This is a genomic window from Pseudarthrobacter sp. PvP004 (assembly GCF_017876035.1).
Classification (GTDB): domain Bacteria; phylum Actinomycetota; class Actinomycetes; order Actinomycetales; family Micrococcaceae; genus Arthrobacter; species Arthrobacter aurescens_A.
The window spans coordinates 3335248-3348089 of the sequence record NZ_JAGINL010000001.1; the positions used below are offsets into that span (position 1 = coordinate 3335248).

General features: G+C 63.9%; 12 protein-coding genes. 3 read left to right on the forward strand and 9 right to left on the reverse strand.

Annotated features, from left to right (window positions below; all coding sequences use genetic code 11):
* The first annotated feature begins 82 nt into the window (after positions 1-82).
* From J3A64_RS14955 to J3A64_RS14965, 3 genes are all read left to right on the forward strand, one after another.
* Entirely contained in the window at positions 83-1363 is a 1281-nt protein-coding gene (locus J3A64_RS14955; protein WP_286140244.1) for an MFS transporter, read from the forward strand.
* Positions 1363-3858, forward strand: a complete 2496-nt coding sequence (locus J3A64_RS14960; protein WP_210064706.1) for a beta-glucosidase — start codon at positions 1363-1365, stop codon at positions 3856-3858. The genes J3A64_RS14955 and J3A64_RS14960 overlap by 1 nt, the downstream gene beginning before the upstream one ends.
* A 155-nt stretch (positions 3859-4013) precedes the next feature.
* On the forward strand, positions 4014-4313 hold the full coding sequence (locus J3A64_RS14965; protein ID WP_011773410.1) for a DUF4193 domain-containing protein: 300 nt from the start codon (positions 4014-4016) through the stop codon (positions 4311-4313).
* A gap of 108 nt (positions 4314-4421) precedes the next feature.
* On the opposite strand, the gene J3A64_RS14970 is transcribed toward J3A64_RS14965, so the two are convergent.
* The 9 genes from J3A64_RS14970 to fae form a co-directional block, all read right to left on the reverse strand.
* The gene (locus J3A64_RS14970; protein WP_011773409.1) at positions 4422-4805 is read right to left on the reverse strand and encodes a lipopolysaccharide assembly LapA domain-containing protein; all 384 of its coding nucleotides are present in this window, start codon (positions 4803-4805) and stop codon (positions 4422-4424) included.
* A gap of 170 nt (positions 4806-4975) precedes the next feature.
* Entirely contained in the window at positions 4976-5206 is a 231-nt protein-coding gene (locus J3A64_RS14975) for a hypothetical protein (RefSeq protein ID WP_011773408.1), read from the reverse strand.
* Between the two features lie 100 nt (positions 5207-5306).
* Positions 5307-5987 carry an SDR family oxidoreductase gene (locus J3A64_RS14980; RefSeq protein WP_210064707.1) on the reverse strand — a complete coding sequence of 227 codons (681 nt, stop codon included), beginning with the start codon at positions 5985-5987 and terminating at the stop codon, positions 5307-5309.
* Positions 5987-7474, reverse strand: coding sequence for an NAD-dependent succinate-semialdehyde dehydrogenase (locus J3A64_RS14985; protein WP_286176349.1), 1488 nt, complete (start codon positions 7472-7474; stop codon positions 5987-5989). The genes J3A64_RS14980 and J3A64_RS14985 overlap by 1 nt, the downstream gene beginning before the upstream one ends.
* 12 nt (positions 7475-7486) lie before the next feature.
* A complete protein-coding gene (locus J3A64_RS14990) occupies positions 7487-8674 on the reverse strand; it encodes an iron-containing alcohol dehydrogenase family protein (protein ID WP_210064711.1) in 1188 nt (395 codons plus the stop codon).
* Between the two features lie 5 nt (positions 8675-8679).
* On the reverse strand, positions 8680-9666 hold the full coding sequence (locus J3A64_RS14995) for an NAD(P)-dependent oxidoreductase (RefSeq protein ID WP_210064713.1): 987 nt from the start codon (positions 9664-9666) through the stop codon (positions 8680-8682).
* A 27-nt stretch (positions 9667-9693) separates the two neighbouring features.
* A complete protein-coding gene (locus tag J3A64_RS15000; RefSeq protein ID WP_011773403.1) occupies positions 9694-11211 on the reverse strand; it encodes an aldehyde dehydrogenase in 1518 nt (505 codons plus the stop codon).
* A gap of 10 nt (positions 11212-11221) precedes the next feature.
* Positions 11222-12325, reverse strand: coding sequence for a mandelate racemase/muconate lactonizing enzyme family protein (locus J3A64_RS15005; RefSeq protein WP_011773402.1), 1104 nt, complete (start codon positions 12323-12325; stop codon positions 11222-11224).
* 5 nt (positions 12326-12330) lie between these two features.
* Entirely contained in the window at positions 12331-12840 is a 510-nt protein-coding gene (gene fae / locus J3A64_RS15010) for a formaldehyde-activating enzyme (protein WP_014920690.1), read from the reverse strand.
* Positions 12841-12842: the final 2 nt, after the last annotated feature.

A 12842-nucleotide genomic window follows, 5' to 3' on the forward strand; every position in this document is an offset into this window, starting at 1 on the left:
AAAACCTAGTCACACTAGATTTTTAGGGCTAAAGTCGTTCTTCGAGACCCAACGGTGGGTCACCCGTTCACCAGGAGGCAATGTGGCCCTCAATCTCAATCAGCAGATGGCAGGCGCGGAAACCGTCAGCCCGGGGCTTCGAAGCACCCCGCCTAAAGCCGCTTCCCGCGCCTACGTCATCGGTATGCCCATCGCGAGCGCCGGCCTCTGGATGGCTGTCCTTGCCCCCGCATTGGTAGTCCTTGCCATCAAGATTTCGGAGATCACCACACCGGACACGCGCGCTGGAGCACTCAGCCTCGTGGCTGGCGTCGGAGCAGCTGTTGCCTTGCTCGCCAACCCGTTCTTTGGCCGACTCAGCGATCGCACCACGTCACGATTCGGCATGCGCAAGCCGTGGATCGTCGGCGGCTCCCTGGTGGGCCTTGCAGCGCTCTTCCTGCTGGGTTCGGCCACGGAAGTCGGAGTGGTTCTGATCGCTTGGGTTGTAGCACAACTGGGCTTCAACGCCGGCTTGGCCGCTCTGGTTGCAACCCTTCCCGACCAAGCCGGCCCAATGGAGCGCGGACGCCTTTCCGGGCTGATCGGCATGACGTTGCCCATCGGCCTTGTTGCAGCGGCCTTCTTTGCACAGATGTTCGAAACCGCCTTGCAGATGGCGGTAGTCCCGGGGATCGTGGGCACGGCGATAGCCATTGCCTTTGCCTTCACCTTCAAGGACCGCGTCCTCACCGAGAAACCGGCACCGCTGAACTTCAAGGAGATCCTGGGTTCCTTCTACTTCAACCCCAAGGATTACCCGGGCCTGGGGTGGGCTTGGGTCACCAAATTCCTGGTCTACGTGGGCTACTGCGCCGGCCTTCTCTACCTGCCGTACTTCTTCACGGACCACCTCCACGTCGCCGAAACGCAGGTCACCAGTTTGGTGTTCCAAGCAACCTTGGTGAGCTCAGCCGGCACCGTGATCACCAGCCTCGCAGGTGGCTGGATCAGCGATCGCCTTGGTAAGCGCAAGAGTATGGTCATCATCTCCGCCCTGATCATGATGGGCGGCCTGGTCGTCATCGCTACCAGCACCAACACAGGTCAGGTGCTGGTTGGCCAAGGGATCCTGGGCTTAGGCCTCGGAGTCTTCAGCGCCGTGGACGTAGCCCTCATTACGGACCTCCTGCCCAGCGACCAGTCAGAAAATGCCAAGACCTTCGGTGTCTTCAACATCGCCCAGGCCCTCCCTCAGTCCCTGGTGCCTGCTATCGCCTTCCCTGTGATCGCCCTGGGTGGCTACCCCGCGTTGTTCCTCGGCGGTGCCGTTGTCGGCATCATCGGAGCCCTCCTCGTCACCCGTATCAAAGGAGTCAAGTAATGAATCCCACAGTCTCAGCCGCCGTCACGGCCCCATCAGCAGGAACTCAGGATGCGGAAGCCGAGATCCGCGACCTCGCCCAAAGCCTGACTCTCGAACAGCAGGTTCAACTGCTGACGGGTGCGGACGTTTGGTCCACGCACGCCATTCCGGAGATCGGCCTGTCCCGTGTGGTCATGTCCGATGGTCCGGCCGGCGTCCGCGGTGAAGATTTTGATGAGCGCCACGACTCAGTCTCCTTACCGTCGTCCTCGGCTTTGTCCGCGACCTGGAGCGTCGAAACGGCGCGCCGCTACGGCCAGGTCCTGGGCCAAGAAGCCCGCCGCAAGGGCGTCCACGCCGTCCTGGGGCCCACCATCAATCTCCACCGCTCCCCGCTGGGCGGCCGCCACTTCGAGTGCATGAGCGAGGACCCGCGCCTCACAGCTACCATGGCCGCAGGATATGTGGCCGGCGTCCAGTCCATGGGTGTTGGTGCAACGCCCAAGCACTACCTGGCCAACGAAGCCGAAACCGAGCGTTTCACCGCGGACTCCGTGGTGGACGAACGCCCCCTGAGGGAGCTCTACCTGGCAGCCTTCGAGGACGCCATCACCGAGGCCCGCGCCTGGCTGGTGATGAGCTCTTACAACTCCATCAACGGCACCACGGCCAGCGAGAACAAGCTGCTGGAAACCCCGCTGACCACTGAATGGGGCTTCGACGGCGTCGTGGTATCCGACTGGACCGGCGTCCGCTCGATCGACGCGGCCAACGCCCATCAGGATCTCGAAATGCCCGGCCCGGTAGGCCACTGGGGACCCAAGCTCCTCGCGGCCGTCAACGAAGGACGCGTCAGCCGCGAAGCAATCCTTGAGAAGGTCACCCGTATCCTGCGGCTCGCTGCCAGAGTGGGCTCACTCGAAGGTTTCGAACCAGCAGTGACCCACCTCCCCACCGAACTGAACGGTGCCGCCGTCGCGCGTGAAGTTGCCGTCCGCGGCGCCGTGCTGGTCCGCAACAAGGGCCTCCTCCCGCTGGATGCCAAGGCGCTGGGCAGCGTGGCTGTGATCGGCCACAACGCCGACGAAGCCCGCACCCAAGGCGGCGGCAGCGCCACAGTGATGCCTAAGTACACGGTCTCACCGCTGGAAGGGCTGCGGAAGGCACTGCCCGAGGGCGTCAAGGTCACCTACGCGCGCGGCGCCAAGGTTGCCGAGGGTATCCAGGCGTTCCCCCGAACGTCACTGCACAACCCGGTCTCCAATGTGCCTGGAATCCGCGTGACTTTCCTGGCGGAAGACGGCACCGAGATCTCAGGCGAAGACCGCTTGGCGTCGCACCTGATTTGGTTCGGCATTGGAATTCCCGACGGCGCGGCCTCCATCCGTATGGAAGCGGACTGGACTGCCGAAACAGCAGGCGTCCACCACCTGGGCGTCGGCACCGTGGGCCGGATCCGCTTTGTCCTGGATGGTACGGAAGTCTTCAACAGCGAACTTGAGGACGACACCGAAGTCCTGGGCGCTGCCCTGTTCGATCCGCCCAAGACCGTCCATGCAATCGACACCACGGCCGGCCAGAGCATTCGGATCGAGGCCGAGTACCAGTTGCCCAAGGAACAGGTCATTCCTTTCACCGCCATCCTGCTGGGCGAGGAAACGGTGGTTGCGGAACCGCAGGCCGAGATTGACGCGGCTGTGGAAGCCGCACGGGCCTCCGACGTCGCCGTCGTTGTTGTGGGCACCAACGCGGCCATCGAGTCTGAAGGATTCGACCGCAAGGATCTGGATCTCCCCGGGTACCAGAACCAGCTGGTGAAGGCCGTCGCGGCGGCCAACCCCCGCACGGTGGTTGTTGTGAACTCGGGCTCGCCTGTGCTGATGCCGTGGCTGGACACGGTTGACGCGGTCCTGCTGGGCTGGTTCGGCGGCCAGGAGTTCGGCAGCGCCGTCGCAGACATCCTGCTGGGTGTCGAGGAACCGGGTGGACGACTTCCAACCACCTGGCCTTCCGCACTGGAAGATGTTCCCGTCCTCAACACCACGCCCACGGACGGCAAAGTGGTCTACTCCGAGGGAATCCACATCGGCTACCGTGCTTGGCTGAAGCAGCAAGCCGAAGGCGGTGCAGCCCCTGCCCTGCCGTTCGGCTTCGGGCTCGGCTACACAACGTTTGAATTCGGCAAAGCCCACGCACCCCAGGCGGTGACCGCAGGAAAGGATCTTGTGGTCCATGTGCCGGTCAAGAACACCGGCACACGCACTGGCCGCGAAGTGGTGCAGGTCTACGTCGAGCGCACTGAATCCGCGGTTGAACGCCCGGTCCGCTGGCTCGCTGGCTATGCGGGAGCGCACCTCGCCCCCGCTGGCACCGAGAGTGTGGAAATACGCATCCCGGCCAAAGCGTTTGCACATTACGACGGCGGGTGGCAGTTTGAGCAGGGCACGTTCCGCCTGCTTGTAGGTCGACACGCGGCCGACGACTTCCAATCTCTGGACATAGAACTTCGGTAACACAGAGGCGAAATGACCGTGGGTGGCGGATTTTTTTGGCCGCCACCCACGTGGTTTTCGCCACAAGCTGTAGAACTGGGGTATGGTATGGAATTTTCGTGGCATGCTGTACGTTGCATACCCGGTAACCCCCTAACACGAAGAGGCATTAAAAAGTGGCAGCCGATTACGACGAACTCCGTACCGATGTAAAAGAGAACCAGGAGCAGTCCCTCCAGGCTCTCCAGTCCGCCAGCGCTCCCACGGCCAAGAGTGTCGTGCTTGAACTGGACGAAACCGATGGCCTCGATGCCAACGGCCCCGGCGGCGAAATCGTCGCCGAAGAACTGGTCATCCAGGTCATTCCGCAGGCAAACGACGAGTTCACTTGTCACTCCTGCTTCCTGGTCCGCCACCGCTCGCAGATCGCACGCGAAAAAGATGGCGTCGCCTACTGCACTGACTGCGAAGGCTAAGACGACACAACACCCCGGCGGACTTAACATCGTCAGGGAGTGCCGCCGTCGGGATTAAATTGCGGAAGGACCGGAGCAAGCGCTCCGGTCCTTCCGCAATTAACAGGTCTAAGGGGCCACGCCCGGCCCACCAACGGCCTTTTTGCGGCGGTGGTTGCTCATCCTCAGCTGAAGGATGCGGGCGCCTCCTGCGAGCGCCACCAGCACGCCGCCACCTACAGCCGCTATGAACAGCGTGGTGCCGAGTGCGAGCGTCCCCTCCAGCCCAAAGAACCGGACCGTGATCATGTCCTGGTTTTGGACGAAGAACACGATGAGCATCACCAGGACCACCAAACCAACGGCTACTGCCACCCACAGGGCGGCGGTGCGGGTTGGCCTGTCGTGGCCTGACGAGGGCGTAGGGGTTACTGGTTTCCGGCGCTCGGAACTACCTCGATCCGGACGGGCGGAGCTGTTCGGTACGCTTGCTGCATCATCTTGGAAACTCATGGAAGGCCCCCTCTGTAGACCAGCATTTAACGTACTACTCACATAATAAGCATGCTGATTAGTTGCTCAACAGTGGCACGGTAAGGGAATCAGGGTCAAGGCGCCGTGCCGGTCTTCACGTAAGGAAGGGCCGGAGTTCGCGGTCCGGCCCTTCGGCATCTCACGCCTTTTTAAAGGCTGTAGTCGGTGCTGGTTGGCCCGGGATCATTGTTCCGGACTGCGTAGTGATGGCCCTCAGAGTCGGTCTCGACGTCGAAGTTCTTCAGATCCGCCTCGGAAGCGGTCTCGAAATCATCGTGCTTGTGCACCACAGGGCCGTCCGTATCGCCGTGGGTTGCCGGTCCAAAAACGGACTGCAGCCGCTCGGTCACATGGACGAAGCCTTCCATTCTGCGTCCCATGTTTTCCACCTCCTTTCTTACCGGAGAGAGAAAAAGCGAGTGCCAATCAGTGAGGCAATTTTACGCCCGTTGAGGGAAAAAGGCGCGACCTGAGGCGGGGCTAGAACGCCTGGCCGGTCGCCCGGACCATGACTTCTGAAACGTCGACGCCGGGTGGCTGGGTCAGAGCCCACAGCATGGTCCCAGCCACGGACTCGGGCGGGATGAGAGCATCCGGTGCTTCTTTCCACAGCGGGGTGTCTACATGGCCCGGCGCGATGTGGAGCACCCGCACTCCTGTCCCCACCAACTGTTGGCGAAGTGACTCCGCATACCCGGTCACGGCCCATTTGGTGGCGGTGTACAGATTTCCGGGATATACCTTCCTCCCTGCCGTGCTGCCGATCAGTACCATGTGTCCACGGTTCTCCAGGAGTTGCGGCAGGGCGGCCTTGGCCAGGATTGCGGGGCCGTAGACGTTGGTGAGGACCATGTGCCGCCATTGGTCCGGGTCGCCGTCGGAGAGATCACCGGCCGCGGAGAACCCGGCGTTTGCCACGGCGACGTCGATGCCGCCAAGGAACTCATGCGCTGCGGAAACGGCATCCCGGGTCTGCTCCCAGTCGCCGGCATCTGCCACCACACCACCAACATGACCCAGGCCGGAGCATGTCTCAAGGAACGCTGCGAGTTTCACAGGGTCACGGCCCGTGGTGAACACCGAATGCCCGGCCCGCAAGGACTCCCTGACCAGGGCGGCACCGATCCCGCTGGTGCCGCCCGTCACAAGTAAACGAAGCATCAGGAGGGGTCCGCGATACCGATGTAGCGGGTCTCCAGGAACTCCTCAATGCCCTCGGTGCCACCTTCGCGGCCAAGGCCGGATTGCTTCACACCGCCAAACGGCGCCGCCGGGTTGGACACGATGCCTGTGTTGAGTCCGAACATGCCCACGTCCACTTTCTCGGACAGCCGGATACCGCGGTTGAGGTCCCGCGTGTAGGCGTAGGCCACCAGACCGTACTCGGTGTCGTTCGCCAAAGCGACCGCTTCATCCTCAGTAGAGAAACTGACCACGGGTGCCACAGGACCGAACACCTCCTCATGCAGGATCCGGGCTGAGGCGGGAACGTTCGTCAGCACGGTGGGCGGGTAGAAGTAGCCCTCCCCGTCCGCTGGAGCCCCACCAGTCAAAACTGTCGCGCCGCCGTCAACGGCATCAGTCACCAGTTCGTCCACCTTCGCGCGACTCTTGGCATCAATGAGCGGCCCGATGTTGGTGCCATCCGCGGACCCGCGTCCGAGCCGGAGGGAGGACATGCGTTCCGCCAACCGATGGCTGAACTCTGACGCCAGCGATTCGTGGACAATGAACCGGTTCGCCGCTGTGCAGGCCTCCCCCATGTTCCGGAGCTTGGCCACCATGGCGCCATCAATCGCTGCATCCAGGTCCGCATCCTCGAAGACCAGGAACGGCGCGTTGCCGCCCAGTTCCATGGAAGTCCGGAGCACTTGATGCGCAGAGTCAGCGATGAGCTGCTGCCCCACGCCGGTTGATCCGGTGAACGAGAGCTTCCGGAGGCGACTGTCCCGGATGAGCGGCCCCGTGACGTCGCCCGGGCGGGTGGTGGGAATGACGTTCAGGACGCCCGCCGGAAGGCCTGCTTCCTCCAGGACCCGAGTGAACAACAAGGCCGTCAACGGAGTAAGGTTGGCCGGTTTGAGGACCATGGTGCAGCCGGCGGCAATGGCCGGGGCGATCTTCCGCGTGGCCATGGCCAAGGGGAAGTTCCACGGCGTGATGAACAGGCACGGACCCACGGGCCGCTTGGTCACGAGAAGACGGGACTTGCCGTCCGGTGCCGTGGAGTAGCGTCCCGAAACCCGCACTGCTTCCTCGGAAAACCAGCGCAGGAACTCGGCACCGTACGCCACTTCGCCCCGGGACTCGGCCAATGGCTTACCCATCTCGAGGGTCATCGCCAGTGCGAAGTCCTCGGCCCGGGCCGTGACCAGCTCGAACGCCCTGCGGAGGATTTCTCCTCGTTCGCGCGGCGGGGTTGCCGCCCAGGAGTCCTGGACCCGGGCCGCAGCTTCCAACGCACGGTGGCCGTCAGCGGGAGTCGCGTCAGCGATCCTGGTGAGCACACCGCCCGTGGAGGGGTCCTCAACAACGGACGTCCCGCAGTCGGACGCGTCTCTCCACTGGCCGTCGATGTAAAGCTGTGTGGGCAGGGACTCAACGAACGCCCGCTCGGCGCCTGTCAGGGCGGCCGTATCAAAAGTCAAGGTGTTTTCCACTTAGAGCGCTTTCTCGAGGATCGTGCGGATTTCGACGGCGGTGGGCGGCACCGGGGTGTTGTTGATGACCGAGTCCGCCAAGGTGTCCTCCACGAGGGAGTCGAGGTCGGCTTCAGTCACGCCGAAGTCGGTAAGTCGGGCTGTCATGCCCACCTCCCGCGCCAGCGTGGCAACAGCCTCGACGGCGGCATCCGCGTTCTGTTCGACCGTGGCCGCAGTGTCTCCGACACCCAGCGCGAAGGCGAGCCGCGCGGTCCGGTCAAGCCGGTTGCGGAGGTTGAGGCGAAGGACGTCCTCGATCACCAGGCACAGCGCCAGGCCATGCGGGATGTTGAAACGGCCGCCCAGCGGGTGGGCGATGGCGTGCACCAGGCCCAGACCGGTGTGGGAGAAGCCAACGCCCGCAATGTGTGAGGCCAGGAGCAGCTGCGAACGCGCCTCGATGTCACTGCCGTCGGCCACTGCGCGGGGCAGGAACTCGGCCACCATAGAGACCACCTGAAGGGCAATGCCGTCCGAGTACGGGTTCTGCCGGATAGACAAGTAGGACTCAATGGCGTGCGTGAGCGCATCCATACCGGTGGCCGCGGTAGCCTTCGGCGGGAGCCCAAGGGTCAGCTCAGGATCCAGGACCGCGGCCTTGGGTAGCGCCGATTCGTGGCCGACATAGAACTTGCGGTGCGCTTCCACATCCGTGACCACCCCGAAAGCATTGACCTCGGCACCGGTGCCGGCAGTCGTGGGCACGGCAACAATAGGCAGCGCCGGGTTCTCAAAGTGGTTGCTGTAGTCCAGTCCCGCTCCCCGGGCCGGGTTCACGGCACCCAGCGAGATGCCCTTTGCTGCGTCCATGGACGATCCCCCGCCAACAGGCACCAGTACATCGACTCCGGATGCCGCGGCCTGGTCCGAACCCGCATCCACGCACGTGGTGGTCGGGTTGGGCGTGACGCCGTCAAACACGCTGACGGAGAGCCCGGCTGCTTCCAGGGACTCCCGCACGGCCGCTACGACGTCTGTGGTGGCAAGGAAAGGGTCCGTGACAATCAGGGCGGATTTCGCGCCGAGGGCAGCGACAATCCCTCCAATCTCAACCACGCGGCCCCGCCCAAAGTAGGCGGTGGGCTTCGGATCCAGCGTCAGCTCCGTGGAGGCCAGTTCAGCGTGGATCTGCATACGTGTCTGCATGATGGTCAAGCTCCTTCCGTGGCGCTGCCGGAGGCCTGCACGGGCGTCCGCAACTGCATGCCGATAGCGTCTTCGTAAAGTTTTACCGGGGTCATCTCCCCGGCCTTGTCGCCGTAAAGAGCCTTGGCCCGGCGGTAGAGCTGCTCAACCAAGCCGGACAACTCCATGGGAACTCCAACGGAACGGGCCAGGTCCACGGACAAGCCAAGGTCTTTGCAGGCCAAGGCGATCGCGAAGCCTTCGTCGTAGTCGCCGTGGTTGAGGATGGACAGGACATCGTTTTGGACGAAGTTGGAGTTCGCCGGGCTGGCGATCAGCGCCTGCCTCAGGACTTCCAGGTCCACACCCGCCTTGACGCCTGTGCTCAGGACCTCCGCGGTGGCCACCAGGTGCGAGAACCACAGCTGGTTGATCATGAGCTTCACCGCGTAGCCGGCGCCATGGCCGCCCACGTGCAGTATCCGTTCAGGATCGCCCATAGCTTCGAACACGGGACGAAGACTTTCGACGTCGGCAGGCTCGCCACCGACGAAGATCTGCAGCATGCCGTTCGCAGCGCCGACGGACATGCCGCTGACGGGTGCGTCAAGGACGCGGATGCCGCGGACTGAGCCCGCCTCGCGAACCCTGTTGGCCACCTCCGGAACCGAGGTGGACATGTCCACCCAGGTGCCGCCGTGGGGCATCCCGGCAAGGATGCCGCCGGGCCCCATGGCCACCGTCTCCACGTGCTTGGGCGTGGGGAGCATGGTGATGACGACGTCGGAGCCGGCGGCGACTGCCGCTGCGTCCTCCGCCCACTCTGCTCCGTTCGCTAGGAGTGCGGCCGCGGATTCCTTGCGGACATCGTTGACCACCAGGTGAAAGCCCGCGGCTTGGAGGTTGCGCGTCATGCCCGAGCCCATGTTGCCGAGGCCGATGAAGCCGATGCGGGCGGTTCCGGGCGTGAGGGGTTGTGTTTCCGTGGCGGAAACGTGCGTTGTTGCAGTCATATCGAGTCTCAATTCAGGCTGGGTGGTTCAGTCGTCCAGGGCAGCGTCGCCCAGGTTGATCCAGGTTGTTTTCAGTGCGGAGTAGGCGTCCAGGGCGTGCAGGGAACGGTCCCTGCCGAACCCGGATTCCTTAAAACCGCCAAAGGGCGTAATGATGTCCGCGACGTCGAAGGTGTTCACCCAGACGGTGCCGGCGCGGAGTTCACGCGCGGCTGTGTGCGCCTTGGTGATGTCCTGCGTCCACACGCTGGCAGCCAGCCCGTACTTGGTGTCGTTGGCCATCCGGATGCCCTCCGCAGCGCCACGGAACGTCGATACTGCCAGTACCGGCCCGAAGATCTCTTCCTGGCCGATGCGGCCGGCGTTGTTGACCCGGTCCAGGACCGTGGGTTCCAGGTAGTAGCCATGTTCGACGCCGGCAGGGTGGACTTGGGTGCCGCCGCTGGCCACCGCGATGCCCTCGCCTTCTGCGACGGCGTAGTAGCCGAGGATGCTCTCAAGCTGCCGGTCATCAATAATCGCCCCGATCTGGGTGGCAGGATCCAGCGGGTCGCCGAGCTGCAGCGAGCGCCCCACCTTGATGACTTCTTCGATCAATTCGTCGTGGACGCGTTCGTCCACCAGGAGTCGGGAACCTCCGTGGCAGGTCTGCCCGGCGTTGTAGAAGATCCCCCAGGCCACAGCCGAAGCGCAGGCTGCGATGTCTCCGACGTCGTGAAGAACCACCTGCGGCGACTTGCCACCGAGCTCCAGCGCCACCTGCTTGCCATTGGATTCGGAGGCGTAGCGTTGGAAGTACCGCCCAACCTCCGGTGAGCCCGTGAAGGTGATCTTGTCCACGAGGTCATGCCGCCCCAAGGCAGCACCCGCAACGTGGCCGAGGCCGGGGACGACGTTGAATACGCCATCCGGCACGCCCGCCTCAGTGGCGAGTTCGGCCAGGCGCAACGCAGTCAGGCTGGTCTGCTCCGAGGGCTTGAGGACCACGGAGTTTCCGGCGGCGAGGGCGGGAGCTACTTTCCAGGCAGTGATGATCAGTGGATAGTTCCACGGAACCACTGCGCCGATCACACCGAGTGCCTCGCGGGAAATGACCGCGAGGGCGTTGCGCGGAGTGGGTGCGACGTCGTCGTAGACCTTGTCCAGAGCTTCCGCGTACCAGCGGAAGGTCCGTGCGCAGCTGGGCACGTCAACGGCGAGTGCGTCGCTGATGGGGTGCCCGGCATCCGTGGACTCCAGGAGCGCGAGTTCCTCGAGGTTTTCCAGGATCAGGTCCGAGAGCCTGGTCAGGACTGTTTGCCGGTGGCGGCGATCGGTCCTCGACCACACGCCGCTTTCGAAAGTACGGTGCGCGGACCGGACGGCATCGTCCACGTCCTGATCCCCCGCTGCCGCCACGTGAGCCGTGATGGAGCCGTCTCTCGGCGAGACAGTGGGGAATGTTTCACCGCTGCGCGCGGAGCGGAATCCGCCGTCGATATACAGTCCCGTGGCTGGCTGCTGGGCTGCCGCCCGCTCGATCCAGTCGTTCTTCGTTGTTGCCATGGCGGGCTCCTTAGACCGAGTACTTCTTGACGGCGTCGTAGTCGATGACGGCGCCCAGGCCCGGAAGGTCGGGCACGCGGAGTGCACCGTCGTCGTCGATGTCCAGGGGCTCCATGAAGAAGTCGCGGCGCTCGGGGGTCCAGCCCGGCGGGTCATAGGGGAATTCCAAGTATGGCCCCGCGTCCACGCCTGCGGCTACGTGCAGGTTGGCCAGCAAGCCCAAACCATTGCTCCACGTGTGCGGTGTGAAGAAGCGGTGCTTCAGGTTTGCCGTTTCGGCCACTTGGCGGGCGCGGTACATGCCAACTGCCAGGGCGACGTCGGGCTGGTAGATGTCGTAGGCGTCGGCTTCGATGAGGGCCATCATTTCCGGCATGCTGCGGACCATCTCGCCTCCCGAGACCTGGATGCCGGTCTGCTCACGCACGCGCTGTGCGCCCTTGATATCGGCCTGCGGAAGTGGTTCCTCGAGCCAGCGGACATCCAGTTCAGCCAGCTGGGCTGCGAGTCGGTGGACTTTGGCAAGTTCCAGGGCCGGTTCGATGTCGCCGCTCATGCGCCACATCTGGTTGAGGTCCACCATCAGGTCGAAGTCTTTGCCCACGGCTTCCCTGGCAGCGCGGACGGACTCCACGCCTTGGTCCAGGTGGTCCCGGGAAATACGGATCTTCATGGCTTTGAAGCCGCGCTCCTTCGCCGCGAGTGCAGACTCGGCCCTCGCTGCGGGCGCCTTCAGTTCGCCGGAGGAAGCGTAGGCCACCAGGCGATCCTGGGCTCCGCCGAAGAGAGTAGCTACCGGGAGTCCGGCAACTTTGCCGATGATGTCCCACAGCGCCGCTTCGAGTGGCCAGTAGCGGCCGCCGTGGAAGTTGATGGTTTCGATCCTGCGGACCTGGTTGAGGATGGCCATAGGGTCGGTCCCGATGAACAGGTGCTCATAGGCCTCGAAGCCATCCATCGTGTCGCCGGAGCCTACGCCGGTGATGCCTTCGTCAGTTTCCACCTCCACCAAAGTTGCCGGGAATGATGTGCGGGGTTCAGGATCCCAAGCAGCGTTGAACGGCGGGTCCAGGGGCAGGACCATGCGGGTCAGCCGGATTGCGGTGATCTTCATTGCTGTCAGCCTCGCGGGGTGAAGAAGGGGTTGGACGGGGAGTTGCGTGCCTCGATCACTTCTGCCGTGGAGGGAAGGTTCTTGACCCCGTTCTCCAAAGCAGTCCGGACTGACTCACGGTTATTGCGGTAGACGGCGTCGTCGTCGTCGGCGTTGGGGTTCACCCACACCGCGGCGATCAGCGCGTGCGAATCGGCCTGTTCGTCCGTGAGGATGCCGTCGGCCACAGCGTCTGCCACGCCTGCGGCGATGCCGGCCTGCGCTGCACCCCAAATGAGGTTGCCGTGCTGGTCGTTGGACGGCGCCGCCTTGGTGACGAAGAGCGTCAGCGGCTTCACGGGAAGCGAGGGCCGGAGGACGGCGACGAACGGAACGTGGCCGGCACTCGGTGATGCCAAAGCCGTGGCCCACGCGGTTCCAGCGGGGCCGCTCCGGTGTCCCAGTACGGTGTTGACGTGCGCTGCGTTGACGCCGTCCCCAATGAAGGACTCGCCGATTTGAAGCTGTTCAGTCATTT